Below are 16,731 nucleotides of genomic sequence, written 5' to 3'. Positions count from 1 at the left end.
CAGCGTCGGGATCAACTTGGCTTCCACAGGACGCCGGTGCGGCTTCCGGCCGCACCGGGCCTCAGCACCTCAGGCGGGAGACGTTTCCTTCACGTCGTCGAGCAGGAAGTGCACGACGAGATAATCCGTCTTGTAATGGCGGCCACTGTCCGACACGGAATCGACGCTGCCGCCGTCCTTCGGGTGCCAGGGATGATAGTGGGGGTTGGTGGTGATCAGCGTGATGGCCTTGCCATCTCTTTCGCCAAGCCGGAAGCGCATCTCGGCGAGCGGCCAGATCCGCTCGTAATCCTGCATGGTGATTCGCGCCTTCAGCGCCTTGCGCTGCAGCGGCGCTTCGCCGGCCTCGGCTGGTGTTTCCAACATCACCTCCTCAGCTCCGCTGATGATGGCGTTGAATTCTTCAGGCCACATGCGTCTCATGAAATCGCTCCTCCCGAGGCTTTTTCGTCAGTTCACAGATGGAACTTAGCGGTTTGTTCGAAAGAAGCAAATTCCTGTCATGCGGTTGTCATCGGTGCCGGCTGCTCCTACCTTCCCGTCAAACCGCATCTGGGCCGTCAGTCGCCCGCAATCCCGAGATCAGAGATGAAGACACGTGAAGAAAGGCAGGCGCTCCGGGCGAGCATGCCGCGCACTCCGCTCAGCGCCCATCATATGGAAAACGCCCGGCTGCTGCCGGATCGCGGCGAGCTGCTCTACCGGATTCCGAACGGCGGCATCGGCGTCGAGGTGGGAGCAGCCTTCGGCGAATATACGGCGGAGATCCTGGAAAAGAATCGCCCGGCGCAGCTCTACCTCATCGATCCCTGGTCGATGGATCGCTACAGCTCCGGGCTCGATGCGATCCACACGAATTTCGCCGCCGAGATCGAGTCCGGCCGGCTGCACCTGATGCAGGGCACATCGCTCGAGAAGCTTGCCGAATTCGAGGACGATTTCCTCGACTGGGCCTATATCGATACCGATCATTCCTTCGAGCTCACCTGGCAGGAACTCCTGCTCTGCGAAAAGAAGGTGAAGCGGACGGGGCGCATTGCCGGGCATGATTTCTGCACCGGCAATACGGTCAAGCCGATCGTCTATGGCGTCGTCGAGGCGGTCACCAAGTTCTGCAAGGATTATGGCTGGCAATTCGAGTTCCTGACGGTCGAATCGCACGCGCATTTTTCCTATTGCCTGAAGCGGCTCTGATCGGTCTCAAGCGGCGCGATCTTTCAGATTCGCTCACGCGCTTTAGGTCTTTGGTTTTGCGCATGTCTTTACCGCAAAACCGCTGCACACTTTTGCGTGACATGCTTTACGCCTGGCCGGAATATTGCTCGTCGCTGACCTTTTCCAGCCAGTCGACGTGATTGCCGTCCAGCGCCTCATGAATGGCGATGTGCGTCATCGCCGTATCCGGGGCAGCACCGTGCCAATGTTTTTCGCCCGGCGCGAACCAGACGGTATCGCCGGGACGGATGTCGCGGATGTCCCCGCCCCAGCTCTGGGCGAGGCCCTTGCCTGATGTCACGATCAGCGTCTGGCCGAGCGGATGCGTATGCCAGGCGGTGCGGGCACCGGGTTCGAAGGTGACGGAGACCGCCCTCGCCCGTGCCGGCGCCGGTGTTTCCATCAGCGGATCCTGGCGAACGGCGCCGGTGAAATAGTCGGCCGGTGGCTTTGTCGAGGGCCGAGAGCCGACGGGTTTGATCTCCATGATCTTTCCTTTTCCATCCATATGGTTGAAGCCTTAGCAGAACGATATTTCATCGGGGCGACCAATCAAAGCCGGATCGACAATTGCCGCGGACTCACCCGACTGATAATTCCAACACCTTTCATCACCTACGGAGGATTTTTCATGAAACACCATGCTTTCGGCCGGATGCCCTTCACCGTCACCGATGTCGGCTTCGGCGCCTGGCAGATCGGCGGCTCCTGGGGTGATATCAGCGAGGCCGACGGACGCGCGGCGCTGAATGCCGCACTCGATGCCGGCATGACATTCGTCGATACGGCCGATGTCTATGGCGACGGCCGCTCGGAAAAGATCATCGCCGGCGTGCTGAAGACGCGCGGCGGCGCCCGCCCGATGGTCGCCACCAAGGCGGGGCGCCGCCTCAACCCGCATGTCGCCGAAGGCTACACAAAGGCTAATCTCGAAGGCTTTATCGACCGCAGCCTGACGAATCTTGCCGTCGACAGCCTCGACCTCGTGCAGCTCCACTGCCCGCCGCGCGAGGTGCTTTACCAGCCTGAGATCTTCGAGGGCCTGAACGCGCTGCAGAAGGCCGGCAAGATCAAGGGTTACGGCGTCAGCGTCGAAAAGGTCGAAGACGGGCTGAAGGCGATCGAATATCCCGGCGTCGTCAGCATCCAGATTATCTACAACATCTTCCGCCAGCGCCCCGACCATTTGTTCTTCCAGGAAGCGCGCCGCAGGAACGTGGCGATCATCGCCCGCGTGCCGCTCGCAAGCGGTCTTCTCTCCGGCAAGATCACCCGGGACACGCACTTTGCCAGCGACGACCACCGCAATTTCAACCGCAACGGCGAAGCCTTCGATGTCGGCGAGACCTTTGCCGGCGTTCCCTTCGAGGTCGGCCTGCAGGCGGTGGAAGAGGTGCGCAAGCTGGTACCCGAGGGCGCCACCATGGCTGCCTTCGCGCTCCGATGGATCCTGATGAGCGACGCCGTCACCGTCGTCATCCCCGGCGCCCGCAATGCCGAGCAGGCCAGGGCCAACGCGGCTGCCGCCGACCTTGCGCCGCTGTCGACCGATGTCATGGCGGCAACGCGCGAGATCTATGAGCGGCTGATCGCGCCGCATGTGCATCAGCGCTGGTAGGCCATCGACATTCCAAAATGCAAATGGCCGAAACGCCAAATGGCCGGGTTTCACCCGGCCATTTTCATGTCGTGTAACGGTCAGAAGCTCAGTTTGTCGCGCTCAGCTCGACCGGGAAGAACAGGGTCTCGCCGGAGGAGTCGCTGACGCCGTCATTGTCGGTGACCGCGTAGGGCTTGCCCGACGCGTCGAAGGTGAAGCCTTCGAGCTTGTCCAGTACATAGCCGTTGGTGGCAGATTTCAGTTCACCGAGGAAGTCATGGGCTTCGGTCTTCTTGACGACCGGCAGCTCGGCCCCGAGCTTGGCGGACTTCAGGTCTGAAATCGCGACCTTGTAGAGCTTCTTCAGCCTGGCAGCATCGCCGACGAGGTTGTCGCGCTCGATGATGTAGACGCTGTCACCCTGAGCCGAGATTTCCGACAGACCGACCCAACCGCTTTCCGTCTTGTCGAGCGGATAGCGAACGGCACCCCATTCCTTCTTCTTCGGATTGTAGGAGACGAGCTTGACGAAGCCCTTCTCGTCGTCGCTCCACTCGCGCTGGACCGCCATCCAGAGCGTGGTGTCGTCGCCGGTGCCGACAATGGTCACGCCTTCGAAGCCGTAGCGGATTTCGTTTGCGACGAGTTCCTTCGGCAGGGCGATCTCGGCCTTGATGTCACCCTTGGCATTGACGTTGTAGAGCGCGTGCGGAACGAGACGTTCGCTGTAGCCTTCCGAGGCGAGCCAGAAGGAGCCATCGGCGGCAGCCGCGATGCCTTCGATGTCGAGCTTCTGGGCCGGAGCGCCGTCACGCTTGACGACGAGGGCGTCGGTGATGACGGCCGGCTTCTTGCTGGCGTCAATCGTGTAGATCGTCGGCTGCGAACCCAGAACGCTGTCGCTGACGGCGTAGAGTATGCCCGGCTTGCCCGGAACGGCAGCGAGACCCGAAAGGGCTGCGAAGCCGATCGGATTGCCGTCCTTTTCAGCGGAGACGATCTGCGGATAGGCCTTCTCGCCTTCCGAGCGCTCGTAGATCATCACATGCGAGCGCGTGCCGCCGTCCTTGCCGAGATCGACCTCGTTGGCGGTCGCAAAGAGATTGCGGGCGGGAATGGCGATCGCGCCTTCCGGCGAAATGCCTGACGGCAGCAACTGGACGAGTTCGGGATCGGCGCCGGTATCCTTGTAGACGCCGACGACCGAGGCACGTTCGGCGAGCAGGAAGAAATAGTTGATGTCGCCGAACGTGGCGGCTTCGAGGCCTTCCGGCTCGACGCCCTTCGATCCCGAGCGGCTTTCCGGATAGTGGCCGATATGGGCGACGGCGCGTTCGAAGGAGGCGCCCGATTCGTAGAGAAGCTTGCCCGTCTTGTCGAAGATGGTGAAGCCGCGTGAGCCGCCCTGGTAGTCGCCTTCATTGGCGACGACGAGGCGGTTGTCGTCCAGCCACTTCACGGCGTCCGGTTCGCGCAGCACGCCTTTGGCTTCGCCTGAGAATTTCAGGGCGCCGTCACGCTTGGTGTCGATACCGGAGAGATCGACGCTGCCGGCGGAGAAATGCGTCTTCACTTCAGCCGTGTTGGCGTCGATGATGACGATCTCATTGTTTTCCTGCAGCGTCAGGGCAATCTCGTTCAGGCCGTTGAAGGCGACGAATTCCGGCTCCGGGTCCTCCGGGGCGATGCCGGTAAGCCCGGTCAGCGCCACGTGCTTGATGGTGCCGCAATCGACGGTGCCGTTCTTGACCTGGAAGACGACGAGGTCGCCGGCCGGCATCTGCGGGATCTTGCCGTCATTGACGTCTTCGTCGCGCTCGTTTTCGATTGCGATGGTGCCGAGCGTCTTGTCCTTGTTGAGGGCGATCGAATCCGGCTGACCACCGAGATCGCACGTGTTTTCGATCTTCTTGGTCGCCACGTCGACGATCGCGAGACGGCCCGAGGGCTTCGCCTTGCTTTCGGAGGTGTTGACGGCAACGAGCGCCTTGCCGGCGCTCGAGGTGACCGAGGTCGGCTCGCCGTCCATCATCAGCGCGCCGCCAGCCTTCGGGGCCTTGGCATCGGTAATGTCGATAAAGCCGATCGCGCCGAGCGGGCTGTCGCTATAGATCAGCGTGTTGCCGTCGTCGGTCGCGGTGATGATTTCGGCGGAGCTTACCGAAAGCTTGTCCTTATCAACAGGCAGGTTCGCAGCAACCGGGAAGGAAGCGATGCGGTTGAAAACCGGCTCGGCCGCGGCCGGAAAGGCGACGGATGCGAGAAGCACGGCAGCGAGCGCTGCCTTGCGCGATGAAATGATCATGAAATCCCCCATGTGTCGAACATTCGAAACAGGAGTTTTCTGCGCGCGCGGCATGACAGAGGCATGACAGATGCGGCATTTTGCACCTGATCACGTCAGGCTGGTTTGCGCTCCCGGCGCATCTCGTTTCGCATGATGAACAGCGAAGCAGAGAGGATGAGAGCCGCTCCCAGCCAAAGGTAACCCGCCGGCGCATAACCGAAGAACAGCCAACCGGCCAACACGTTCAACGGCAGCTTCAGATCGTCGAACGGCTGGACGTAGGCGGCATCCGCTGCGGCATAGGCAAGCGTCAGGAAATACTGCGCTACGGCAGTCAGCAGCCCCGCCAGCAGGAACAGGGCAAGGGTTGCGCCCGTGGGCACTGCAAAGCCTGCTGCAAGCGCCAGCCCGCCATTTATCGGCGTCAGCAGAACGAGCAGCCAGACGGTGATCGTCTCCGGCCGTTCGATGCCCGTCAGGCTCTTGGTGATCAGCGACGAGGCGCCCCACAGCAGCGCCGAAAGCACAGGCAAGAGAGCCGCCCAGCCAAAACCATCAGACCATGGCTGCAGAATGATCATCGCTCCGGTGAAGCCCGCCGCCGTCGCAGCCCAGCGGGCCGGGCCGACGCGCTCACCCAGAAAAAGCCGGGCGCCCAGAATGATGAAGAAGGGCGAGGTCATCACCAGTGCAATCGCCTGCCAGATCGGCACTACGGCAAGGCCGGCGACCCAGGCCTCGACGCCGAGCGCGGCAAGCACGACGCGCGCAAGGTGACGCCAGGGATAGCGCGTGCGCATCGCCGCAAGGCCGAGCCTCTTCAGGAACGGCAGCGAAAACAGGAAGGCGAAGCCATATTGCCAGAAGGCTGCCGACGCCGAGGGAAAGGCAAGCTTCATCGTCAGCCATTGGGTGACGACGTTGAGAAGCGAAAAGGCAATGCCGGCAAGGACCATCCAGATGGCGCCAACAACGGCGCGGGACGGCTCGGCGGCAACAGAAGTCTGATTCATGTCTTTCATCCAAAACAGGGACCAACATAAATCAGGACGCATGAGGCACGGACATGAACGACATGACAGATCCCTGCCCTTCGCACGACCGACACTCATTCTCTTCCATCCGGACTTTAACCGTCGGCTCCGGAATCGCACCGGATCTGCTGACCCTTCCCCCGCTTGGACACGAGAGAAGGCGCTCGCGGGCTTGAGCCGAAACCCTTACCGCCGGTGGGGAGTTTCACCCCGCCCTGAGAACAGAAACGTCGTAGATCAAAGCCCGGGCGACAGCAAGAGCGCTCCTAGATCAAAAAAGCAGAGCATGATGTCGTCCGAAAACCGCTCACACTTTTCGGCATCATGCTCTAAAGCAAAAGGGGTCCGGCAAAGCCGAACCCCTCTCAAATCCTGCACAGCCGGTCTCGTTTCCGGCTGGTGGATAATCTCAGATCAGCTGTTGACGGCGTCCTTCAGGCCCTTGCCGGGCGTGAATTTCGGCACGTTGCGAGCCGGAATGTCGACTTCAGCGCCCGTCGACGGGTTACGGCCCTTCGTTGCGGCACGATGAGAAACGGTGAAGCTGCCGAAACCCGCGAGGCGAATGTCGCCCTTGTTCTTGAGTTCAGCCTGGACAACGTCGAAAACCGCGTCAACAGCGGAAGCCGCGTCAGACTTCGTCAGTCCTGCCTTTTCGGCTACTGCGGACACGAGTTCATTCTTGTTCATGTTTCCACCCCTTTCTAAATGGTATGAAACGACTCAAAAGTAAGCTAGGCGCAGAATAGGTTTCATCAGGCCCGCCGAAAACCCAAAAGCCCTGCAAATCAAGGAAAAGCAAGCGTCTACATGACGTTTTCACAAAAAAGGCTGGCGTTTCCGCCAGCCTTTTTCCGTGTTTTGCGCCAATTGGGCATAAATGTGGCAAAGGCCACTCAATGCGCTATGGTTGCGCCTGTCTCATCGAGGCCTTCGACCGATGTGATGACCGGCGTTTCCACCGTGCCGTCCCATTCGATTGGCTCCGGCCGCCGGATCAGCGCATGCTTGATCACCTCGCCCATGCGGGATACCGGAATGATCTCCATGTTGTTCTTTACGTTATCAGGAATCTCCGCCAGGTCCTTGGCGTTTTCCTCCGGAATCAGCACCTTCTTGATGCCGCCGCGAAGCGCTGCGAGCAGCTTTTCCTTGAGACCGCCGATCGGCAGCACACGGCCGCGAAGGGTGATTTCACCGGTCATGGCCACATGCCTGTCCACCGGGATGCCGGTCATGATCGAGACGATCGCGGTTGCCATGGCGACGCCGGCCGAGGGGCCATCCTTCGGGGTTGCGCCTTCCGGCACGTGCACGTGGATGTCGCTCTTGTCGAAGCGCGGCGGCTCGATGCCGAAATCGACGGCTCGCGAGCGGACATAGGAGGCCGCTGCCGAGATCGATTCCTTCATGACTTCCTTCAGATTGCCGGTGACCGTCATGCGGCCCTTGCCAGGCATCATCACGCCTTCGATGGTCAGCAGCTCGCCGCCGACTTCCGTCCAGGCAAGACCGGTCACGACGCCGACCTGATCTTCGCCCTCGGCTTCGCCATGGCGGAAGCGCGGGACGCCCAGATAGTCGGAGATGTTGGCAGCCGTCACGTGAACGGCCTTCGTCTTGCCCTTGATGATCTCGGTGACCGCCTTGCGGGCGAGTTTCATCAGCTCGCGCTCGAAGTTGCGGACGCCGGCTTCGCGGGTGTACTGCTGGCTGATCGACATCAGGGCGTCGTCGCTGACCGAGAATTCTTCCGGCTGCAACGCATGTTCCTTGATGGCCTTCGGCAACAGGTGCCGCTTGGCGATTTCGCGCTTTTCATCCTCGGTGTAGCCGGCGATACGGATGATCTCCATGCGGTCCATCAGAGGCGCTGGAATGTTCAGCGTATTCGCCGTCGTGATGAACATCACATCCGACAGGTCGTATTCGACTTCCAGATAGTGATCCATGAAGGTCATGTTCTGGGCCGGATCGAGCACTTCGAGCAGAGCCGAAGACGGATCGCCGCGATAGTCCTGGCCGAGCTTGTCGATTTCGTCGAGCAGGAACAGCGGGTTGGACTTCTTCGCCTTCTTCATCGACTGGATGACCTTGCCGGGCATCGAGCCGATATAGGTGCGGCGGTGACCGCGGATTTCGGCTTCGTCACGAACGCCGCCAAGCGCCATACGGACATACTCACGGCCGGTCGCCTTGGCGATCGACTGGGCGAGCGAGGTCTTGCCGACACCCGGAGGGCCGACGAGGCAGAGGATCGGGCCCTTGATCTTGGTGGCGCGGGCCTGCACGGCCAGATATTCGACGATGCGCTCCTTGACCTTGTCGAGACCGAAGTGATCGGCTTCGAGGATCTTCTCGGCATTGTTGAGATCGGCCTTGATCTTCGACTTCTTGCCCCAGGGAATACCGAGCAGCCAGTCCAGATAGTTGCGCACGACGGTGGCTTCCGCCGACATCGGGCTCATCTGGCGCAGCTTCTTCAGTTCCGCATCGGCCTTTTCACGGGCCTCCTTGGACAGCTTGGTCTTGGAGATGCGCTCTTCCAGTTCGCTCATCTCGTCGCGGCCTTCCTCGCCGTCGCCGAGTTCCTTCTGGATCGCCTTCATCTGTTCATTGAGGTAATACTCGCGCTGGGTCTTCTCCATCTGGCGCTTGACGCGCGAGCGGATGCGCTTTTCGACCTGCAGGACCGAGATCTCGCCTTCCATGAAGCCGAGGGCCTTTTCGAGGCGCTGCTTGACGCTGGTGGTCTCCAGCATCTCCTGCTTCTCGGTGATCTTGATCGACAGATGCGAGGCGACCGTATCGGCGAGCTTGGAATAGTCGTCGATCTGGCTGGCGGCGCCGACCACTTCGGGCGAAATCTTCTTGTTGAGCTTCACGTAGCTCTCGAATTCGGAGACGACCGAACGCGACAGGGCTTCCAGTTCGACCGGATCGTCGTGCGGTTCCTCGAGCACATGGCCGAGCGCCTCATAGAAATCCTCGCGGCTGGTATAAGTGTCGATCTCGGCGCGGGCGCGACCTTCGACCAGAACCTTCACGGTGCCGTCGGGCAGCTTCAAGAGCTGCAACACGTTCGCCACGGTGCCGACATTGTGGATCGCGGAAGGGTCCGGATCGTCGTCGCTGGCGTTGATCTGCGTCACCAGCATGATCTGCTTGTCGGAACCCATGACCTCTTCGAGCGCACGGATCGACTTTTCCCGTCCGACGAACAGCGGCACGATCATATGCGGGAAAACCACGATGTCGCGCAGGGGCAGAACAGGGTAGGCAGTGCTGCTCGCTACAGACGTTTTCTTCGTCATTTTATGTCCTTTCCATCGTCCCGTTGCCGGGCTCTCTGCTCGGCCGCTTGGGACCGGCCGGCACTCTCACTTGTTGCTACAAGTGGAGGTTCTGACTACGCTTTTCAAGCCAAGCTAACGCCCGCGTCCCTCGGATGTGACAGCTTTATTACAACGGAACGCCAACACTATGAAGCGCGTGGCTGGACCGGCGCTTACCACTTCCGACCCGGCTAAAATGCAAACGCCAGCAAGAGGCTTACGGATCATTGCATCATTGCCAAGCACGATCCCTTGCGCAACATCGGCAAAGGCAATTTCGGTTCCCACCGGCAAATACTAACAGCGCTTCGCATCGTTTTTCAAATAGAAAGGGGCCTGCCTATGGCAAGCCCCCAAAATAATCACACGAAAGCCATAAGCTCACGCCGAAGCGTTGGCCTTTTCTTCCTGGCGATCGGCATAGATGTAAAGCGGACGGGCCGAACCGCGCACCACTTCCTCGGAGATGACGACCTCGCGCACGCCTTCCAGCGTCGGCAGTTCGAACATCGTGTCGAGCAGGATCTTCTCCATGATCGAGCGAAGGCCGCGGGCGCCGGTCTTGCGCACGATCGCCTTGCGGGCGATTTCGCGCAGAGCGTCCTCGTGGAAGTTCAGTTCCACGTCTTCCATCTCGAACAGCCGCTGATACTGCTTGATCAGCGCGTTCTTCGGCTCGGACAGGATCTGGATCAGCGCATCCTCATCGAGATCCTCAAGCGTCGCCAAAACCGGCAGACGGCCGATGAACTCAGGGATGAGGCCGAACTTGACCAGGTCTTCCGGCTCCAGTTCGCGCAGGACCTCGCCGACGCGGCGATCATCCTGCGACTTGACGCTAGCGCCAAAGCCGATCGAGGTCTTCTCGCCACGGGCAGAGATGATCTTGTCGAGGCCGGCAAAAGCGCCGCCGCAGATGAACAGGATGTTCGTCGTGTCGACCTGCAGGAATTCCTGCTGCGGGTGCTTGCGGCCGCCCTGCGGCGGAACGGAAGCGACCGTGCCTTCCATGATCTTCAGCAGCGCCTGCTGCACGCCCTCGCCCGAGACGTCGCGGGTGATCGACGGGTTGTCGGACTTGCGCGAAATCTTGTCGACTTCGTCGATGTAGACGATGCCGCGCTGCGCACGCTCGACGTTGTAGTCGGCCGACTGCAGCAGCTTCAGGATGATGTTTTCGACATCCTCGCCGACATAACCGGCCTCGGTCAGCGTCGTCGCGTCAGCCATGGTGAAGGGAACGTCGATGATGCGGGCGAGCGTCTGGGCAAGATAGGTCTTGCCGCAGCCGGTCGGGCCGACGAGCATAATGTTCGACTTCGCCAGCTCGACTTCGCCGTTCTTGGAGGCGTGCGCCAGGCGCTTGTAATGGTTGTGAACGGCAACCGACAGGATCTTCTTCGCCTGCCGCTGGCCGATGACGTATTCGTCGAGGACCTTGATGATGTCCTGGGGCGTCGGAACGCCGTCGCGGGACTTGACCATCGAGGATTTGTTTTCCTCGCGGATGATGTCCATGCACAATTCGACGCATTCATCGCAGATGAAGACGGTCGGTCCGGCAATCAGTTTCCGGACTTCGTGCTGGCTCTTTCCGCAGAACGAACAATACAGAGTGTTCTTGGAGTCGCCGCCGTTGCTGCCGCTGACCTTGCTCATATCACTTTCCTTCCAGCACGCCGCATTTCAAGGCGAAATCGCGGTCCACTCTATCAGCTCCTGGCGGCACTCCGTTTCCGGAGCCTTTGCCGAGAAGGGCTTCAGGGGGTACGAACCGGGCCCAACCAATCATGTCCTGGCCCCGGCGGCAACGAATTCCCCTTCGAATGCCGAATGCTATGTCATAAAAATTCAACATAGCATTAATAGTTACTATTAGCGTCTTCGTCGCCGGATGAAAGCCCTTGTTCAATCACAAATGGGATAGAACTGTGGCGAGGAAAACACCATCCCTATTAATTACTAGGCCTGCTCGCCTTCCATTTCGAGGCGCGACGTCAGAACCTTGTCGATTACGCCCCAGCTCTGGGCTTCGTCCGCATCCATGAAATGGTCACGATCGAGCGTCTTTTCAACTTCCTCGTAGGTGCGGCCGGTGTGCTTGACGTAGACCTCGTTCAGGCGGCGCTTCATCTTGAGGATGTCGCGGGCGTGGCGCTCGATGTCCGAAGCCTGGCCCTGGAAGCCGCCCGAGGGCTGGTGCACCATGATGCGGGAATTCGGTGTGGCAAAGCGCATGTCCTTGTGACCGGCTGCGAGAAGCAGCGAGCCCATGGATGCGGCCTGGCCGATGCAGAGCGTCGAAACCGCGGGCTTGATGAACTGCATAGTATCGTAGATCGCCATGCCGGCGGTGACGACGCCACCGGGCGAATTGATGTAGAGGGCGATTTCCTTCTTCGGGTTTTCGGCCTCGAGGAAAAGCAGCTGGGCGCAGACGAGCGTCGCCATATGGTCCTCGACAGTACCTGTCAGGAAGATGATGCGTTCCTTCAACAGGCGGGAATAGATGTCGTAGGAGCGTTCACCGCGGTTGGTCTGTTCCACGACCATCGGAACGAGGGCCATTGCGGTATCGACTGGGTTTCTCATGTGCGTCCTTTGTCAACGTCTCGCCGGCCGGCGCCGGGAATCAAAGAAAAAATATCTTACCCCTACATAGAGTGTCCCGGCCCTCCTCTTCAAGACACGCATGAGGATAACGTTAAGAAGGCGGGGCAAGGCGGCTGAGCTCCTTCTTTTCATGCATGTCGTTATCCCGGAACCGCTGCACACTTCCGGGCGACATGCATTGAGCCTCTTTCCCTCAAACGCCTGTTAACGGCGAGCCCTTGGTACGGTCTCCCCCGGCTTTTCTCCATGACAGGATGAAGGAAGGCTTACTCTATTCGACTGTGCTCATACACGTTTACCCGACGGAAAGCCTACCGGCAGATATCGGCCTAAAACAATGCCGCAGCGCAGCGACATTAAGGAAGTAGCGAGCTTCCTCGGCAAGGATGCGAACGGACAGACAAGGGGTTGCTGCCGTGTTCAATTTCGCTACAGGTCTCGCCATCTGGTGTTCCGAGGCCATGACGCTCGCTTTGGTGCTGTTCGTCGCCTGGCGCCACAATGTCAGGAACGAGGCCTATCTCTATTGGGGCCTGGGCTTCCTCCTGACCGGCATCGGCTTTGCGATGGTCGCGCTGCGCGGCGAAATCCCCAGCGTGCTTTCAGTAGAGGCGGGCAATGCCATCGCCCTGCTCGGCCAGAGCGCCTGGGTGGCTGGTTTTCTGGCACTCGACCGCAAGAGGATCGAATGGTGGGCACTGCTGCCGCCGGTAATTTGGCTCGCCGGTGTCTTCCTGCCCTGGGTCAACAGCGATTATTCAAACCGGGTGGTGCTCTACAACCTTGCTTCGGCGACGGGTGCGACGGCACTCGCCATGGCGGTCGCCGCCGGCGACATGCGCCGTGAGCGTACCCGCATCAAGCTTATGGGTGTGTTCATCCTCCAGGGCTGCCTGTGCTTCGGCTCGGCGCTGACGATGGCATTGACGATGCCAAGCGATATAGAGGCGACCAATCTTGGCGGCGCCTCCGCCATGGCCAGCGCCTTCCTGCTGACCATCGCCTTCGCGTTCACCTGCCGGCTGATCATGGAGCGCTCCGAACGGCACCTGCGTGCGCTCACCCTGACTGACTCGCTGACCGGCGTGCTCAACCGCCGCGGCCTGCTCGGCTATTTCAACGGCATCCAGGAACGTGCTCATAACGAGCAGCGCCAGGTTGCGGTGATCCTTTTCGATCTTGACCATTTCAAGCGCGTCAATGACCGTTTCGGCCACCAGTCCGGCGATGCCGTGTTGACCGCCTTTGCGCGCATGGCCCGCCAGTATATTCCGAACAACATCTTCGGCCGCATGGGCGGCGAGGAATTCGCCGCCTTCGCCGCCGTCGCGGACCAGACGGAAGCCGAGGCGATCGCCGAAGCGATCCGCACCGAATTCTGCCGTCTTCCCGTCAGCACCGGCGAAGCGATCGTTCCGGTCACCGTCAGCATCGGCATCGCGCTCGCCTCCTCGATCGAAGCCAATATCGACAAGCTGATCTCGGCCGCCGACCGGGCGCTCTATGCGGCGAAGGCCGCCGGCCGCAACTGCACGGTCACCTTCGGCGAAGCGGAGGCCGCAGCCCCTGCACCGGCCACGCCCAGCGGCAATGCCGGTGAACTCGTGCCGACGGTCGACGACCAGGTCGACGCGCTGCGACGCATGGGTACACTGTCACGGGCCGGCTAAAACGCCTCACCCCGCATCTTTCCGAGCCCCGGCAAATCCGCTAAGCCTCGGGGCATGATGATCCCATCCTTTCTCTCGATCGACGGCGCCAACCGTCATGTCTCACTTGATAGCCGCAACCCGGCCTTCTACGGCGACCCGAATGCCGTCTATGCCGCACTTCACGCCCATTGCCCGACCTTCTACTGGAGCGAGCAGAAGCAGTGGTTCTTTACGGGTTACGACCATGTGAACGGACTGTTGCGCGACCGGCGCTTCGGCCGGCAGATCCTGCATATCGCCAGCCGCGAGGAGCTCGGCCTTGCCGAGCCGATGCCGCATCTTGCCAGTTTCGATCTCTCGGAACGTTATTCGCTGCTCGAACTCGAACCGCCGGAGCACACGCGGCTGCGCACGCTCGTCAACCGCGCCTTCGTTTCCCGCCATGTCGAGAAGATGAAACCGGAGCTTGCGGAACTTGCCAACCGACTGATCGACGGCTTCGCCGAGAAGCGTGAGGTCGAGTTGCTCTCGGCCTTTGCCGACATCATCCCGGTGACGATGATCGCGCGGATGATCGGCATTCCCGAGGAGATGGGGCCGCAATTGCTCGCCTGGTCGCACGCCTATGTCCGCATGTACATGTTCGGCCGTACGCGCGAGCAGGAGGAAGAGGCCGAACGGGCGGCCAAGGAATTTTCCGACTACGTCAAGACGGTTATCACGGAACGCCGCGCGACCCCACGCGACGACCTGCTGACCCACATGATCCATACCGAGCACAAGGGCCAGTATCTGACCGAGGAGGAGCTCGTCTCGACGACGATCGTGCTGCTCAATGCCGGACATGAGGCGACCGTGCACCAGATCGGCAACTCCGTGCGCACCATTCTCGACAGCGGCTGCGATCCGGCGGAACTCTTCCGGGACGAGGCGACGACGGAGCGCACCGTCGAGGAAACCCTGCGCATCTGCGCGCCTGTTCACATCTTCCAGCGCTGGGCCCTGGAGCCTGCCGAAATCGACGGCGTCTCCTTCAAGCGCGGCGACAAGGTCAGCCTCATCCTCGCCGCCGCCAATCTCGACCCGGCAAAATTCACCGATCCCCTCACCTTCAAGCCCGACCGCAACGAGGCGGCAAACCTCTCCTTCGGCGCCGGCATCCATTTCTGCATCGGCGCGCCGTTGGCACGGCTGGAGCTCAACGTCGTGCTGCCGATCCTGTTCGAACGGCTGGCCGGCCTCAAGATGGCAAAGACACCCGTGGTCAAGGACGTCTACCACTTCCACGGGCTGGACCGGCTGGATCTGCAATGGTGATCCACTCTTTGCGGATCAGCCGTAGCGGCCGGTGATGTAGTCTTCCGTGCGCTTGACCTTCGGCGACTGAAAAATCTCGGCGGTCGGGCCGTATTCGACTAGTTCGCCCAGATACATGAAGGCGGTGTTGTCGGAGATGCGGCTTGCCTGCTGCATGTTGTGGGTGACGATGACGATTGTGAAATCCGTCTTCAGCCGGGCGACCAGCTCTTCCACCTTGGCAGTCGAGATCGGGTCGAGGGCGGAGGTCGGCTCGTCGAGGAGAAGCACTTCGGGACGAAGTGCTACGGCACGCGCGATGCAGAGACGCTGCTGCTGACCGCCGGAAAGGCCGAGGCCACTGCCCTTCAGCTTGTCCTTGACCTCCTCCCAAAGCGCTGCCGAGCGCAGCGCCTGCTCGACGCGGACATCCATCTCGGCCTTGGAGATGCGCTCGTGGTGGCGGATACCGTAGGCGATATTGTCGTAGATCGACATCGGGAACGGTACCGGCTTCTGGAAGACCATGCCGACCCGGGCGCGCAGCTCGTTCATCGAATAGCCGGGGTCAAGGATATTCTGGCCGTCGAGCGTGACGGAGCCGGTGGCACGCATCTTCGGGTAGAGCATGTAGATGCGGTTCAGGATGCGCAGAAGCGTGGACTTGCCGCAGCCGGACGGGCCGATAAGGGCCGAGACCTGACGCTCGGGAAAGCTCAGGGTGACGTCGCGGATCGCGTGGGCATCGCCGTAGTAGAAGTTGACGCCGGTCAGCGCCATCTTGTCGATTGTTGTGGCCGAGCGGGCCGGGCGAGGTTCGAAGGCTTTGTTCTCAAGCATCATTTCGCATTCCTGCGGTTGAGGATGGCGCGGGAGCCGACGCTGAGGAGAAGCACGATCGCCGTCATGACGAAGGCGCCTGCCCAGGCAAGATTCTGCCATTGCTCATAGGGGCTCATAGCGAACTGGAAGATGACGACGGGAATATTCGCCATCGGCTGCGACATGTCCAAGCTCCAATACTGGTTGTTCAGAGCCGTAAAAAGGAGCGGCGCGGTTTCGCCCGAAATGCGGGCGATCCCAAGGAGGATACCGGTCAGGATGCCTGTGGAGGCGGCGCGGTAGAGTACGTTGATCGTTACCTTCCAGCGCGGGATGCCGAGGGAAAGTGCTGCCTCACGCATGACGTCTGGAACCAGCCGCAACATCTCGTCGGTCGTGCGCACCACGACCGGCAGGAAGATGAAGGCGAGCGCGATGCCGCCGGCAAAGCCGGAAAAGCGTGACGTCGGGCGGACGACCAGTTCATAGACAAACAAGCCGATGATGATCGACGGCGCCGAAAGCAGGATATCGTTGACGAAGCGGATTGCCTCGCCGATCTTCTTGCCGCGGCTGAATTCCGACAGGAAGGTGCCGGCAAGCACGCCGATCGGCGTTCCGATGATAACAGCCAGAGCGACCATCAGCAGGCTGCCCATGAAGGCGTTGGCGAGACCGCCGCCATCTTCGCCGGGCGGCGGCGTCATTTCCGTGACGAGACTGGGGCTGAGCGCGGACAGGCCGTGTATCAGCGTCGTCCAGAGGATCCAAAGCAGAAAGACCAGGCCGACCACGGTCGCGATGCCGCAGAGCGACAGCGCGATCATGCTGCCGACCTGGCGGCGGCGGTAAATGGAACCCGAATGGGTGGCCATGA

General features: G+C 60.8%; 14 protein-coding genes and 1 riboswitch. Of the genes, 4 read left to right on the top strand and 10 right to left on the bottom strand.

What is annotated here, in order from left to right:
* Positions 1 to 69: 69 nt before the first annotated feature.
* Positions 70 to 423 carry a hypothetical protein gene (locus GR198_RS24970; protein ID WP_003547358.1) on the bottom strand — a complete coding sequence of 118 codons (354 nt, stop codon included), beginning with the start codon at positions 421 to 423 and terminating at the stop codon, positions 70 to 72.
* Between the two features lie 165 nt (positions 424 to 588).
* Between GR198_RS24970 and GR198_RS24965 the strand changes: the two genes are divergently transcribed.
* Positions 589 to 1,194 (top strand): class I SAM-dependent methyltransferase, encoded by a 606-nt coding sequence (locus GR198_RS24965; protein WP_164025631.1) that lies wholly within the window; start codon positions 589 to 591, stop codon positions 1,192 to 1,194.
* A 106-nt stretch (positions 1,195 to 1,300) separates the two neighbouring features.
* Here the strand turns inward: GR198_RS24965 and GR198_RS24960 are convergent, their stop codons facing one another.
* On the bottom strand, positions 1,301 to 1,702 hold the full coding sequence (locus GR198_RS24960) for a (R)-mandelonitrile lyase (RefSeq protein ID WP_245483778.1): 402 nt from the start codon (positions 1,700 to 1,702) through the stop codon (positions 1,301 to 1,303).
* Positions 1,703 to 1,846: 144 nt separating this feature from the next.
* Here GR198_RS24960 and GR198_RS24955 point away from each other — a divergent pair, with 144 nt between their 5' ends.
* Positions 1,847 to 2,833, top strand: coding sequence for an aldo/keto reductase (locus tag GR198_RS24955; RefSeq protein ID WP_164069732.1), 987 nt, complete (start codon positions 1,847 to 1,849; stop codon positions 2,831 to 2,833).
* 88 nt (positions 2,834 to 2,921) lie between these two features.
* Here GR198_RS24955 and GR198_RS24950 read toward each other — a convergent pair whose 3' ends face one another.
* The 6 genes from GR198_RS24950 to clpP all read right to left on the bottom strand — a co-directional run bounded on the left by GR198_RS24950 (position 2,922) and on the right by clpP (position 12,063).
* Entirely contained in the window at positions 2,922 to 5,132 is a 2,211-nt protein-coding gene (locus tag GR198_RS24950; RefSeq protein WP_204337218.1) for an esterase-like activity of phytase family protein, read from the bottom strand.
* A gap of 83 nt (positions 5,133 to 5,215) precedes the next feature.
* On the bottom strand, positions 5,216 to 6,124 hold the full coding sequence (gene ribN, locus GR198_RS24945) for a riboflavin transporter RibN (protein ID WP_441005369.1): 909 nt from the start codon (positions 6,122 to 6,124) through the stop codon (positions 5,216 to 5,218).
* Between the two features lie 84 nt (positions 6,125 to 6,208).
* Positions 6,209 to 6,363: riboswitch (FMN riboswitch) on the bottom strand.
* Positions 6,364 to 6,550: 187 nt separating this feature from the next.
* Complete coding sequence (hupB, locus tag GR198_RS24940) at positions 6,551 to 6,826, bottom strand: DNA-binding protein HupB (RefSeq protein ID WP_011651361.1); 276 nt, start codon at positions 6,824 to 6,826, stop codon at positions 6,551 to 6,553.
* Positions 6,827 to 7,032: 206 nt separating this feature from the next.
* The gene (gene lon, locus GR198_RS24935) at positions 7,033 to 9,450 is read right to left on the bottom strand and encodes an endopeptidase La (RefSeq protein WP_029872855.1); all 2,418 of its coding nucleotides are present in this window, start codon (positions 9,448 to 9,450) and stop codon (positions 7,033 to 7,035) included.
* A 402-nt stretch (positions 9,451 to 9,852) separates the two neighbouring features.
* Complete coding sequence (gene clpX, locus GR198_RS24930) at positions 9,853 to 11,130, bottom strand: ATP-dependent Clp protease ATP-binding subunit ClpX (protein ID WP_003547337.1); 1,278 nt, start codon at positions 11,128 to 11,130, stop codon at positions 9,853 to 9,855.
* A 303-nt stretch (positions 11,131 to 11,433) separates the two neighbouring features.
* Positions 11,434 to 12,063, bottom strand: a complete 630-nt coding sequence (gene clpP / locus GR198_RS24925) for an ATP-dependent Clp endopeptidase proteolytic subunit ClpP (RefSeq protein ID WP_012756949.1) — start codon at positions 12,061 to 12,063, stop codon at positions 11,434 to 11,436.
* A gap of 437 nt (positions 12,064 to 12,500) precedes the next feature.
* Here clpP and GR198_RS24920 point away from each other — a divergent pair, with 437 nt between their 5' ends.
* Positions 12,501 to 13,754, top strand: a complete 1,254-nt coding sequence (locus tag GR198_RS24920) for a GGDEF domain-containing protein (protein WP_029872856.1) — start codon at positions 12,501 to 12,503, stop codon at positions 13,752 to 13,754.
* Between the two features lie 54 nt (positions 13,755 to 13,808).
* Positions 13,809 to 15,053: a cytochrome P450 gene (locus tag GR198_RS24915; RefSeq protein ID WP_029872857.1), complete on the top strand. Its 1,245-nt coding sequence runs from the start codon at positions 13,809 to 13,811 to the stop codon at positions 15,051 to 15,053.
* 15 nt (positions 15,054 to 15,068) lie between these two features.
* Here the strand turns inward: GR198_RS24915 and pstB are convergent, their stop codons facing one another.
* The gene (gene pstB / locus GR198_RS24910) at positions 15,069 to 15,875 is read right to left on the bottom strand and encodes a phosphate ABC transporter ATP-binding protein PstB (protein WP_029872858.1); all 807 of its coding nucleotides are present in this window, start codon (positions 15,873 to 15,875) and stop codon (positions 15,069 to 15,071) included.
* On the bottom strand, positions 15,872 to 16,729 hold the full coding sequence (gene pstA, locus GR198_RS24905) for a phosphate ABC transporter permease PstA (RefSeq protein WP_029872859.1): 858 nt from the start codon (positions 16,727 to 16,729) through the stop codon (positions 15,872 to 15,874). The genes pstB and pstA overlap by 4 nt, the downstream gene beginning before the upstream one ends.
* Between the last annotated feature and the right edge of the window lie 2 nt (positions 16,730 to 16,731).

The sequence above is a fragment of the Rhizobium leguminosarum genome, from assembly GCF_010668065.1.
In the GTDB taxonomy this organism is placed as follows: Bacteria; Pseudomonadota; Alphaproteobacteria; order Rhizobiales; family Rhizobiaceae; genus Rhizobium; species Rhizobium leguminosarum_S.
Note: the sequence above shows the minus strand (reverse complement) of the source record. Positions and strands in the feature narration are given on the sequence as shown.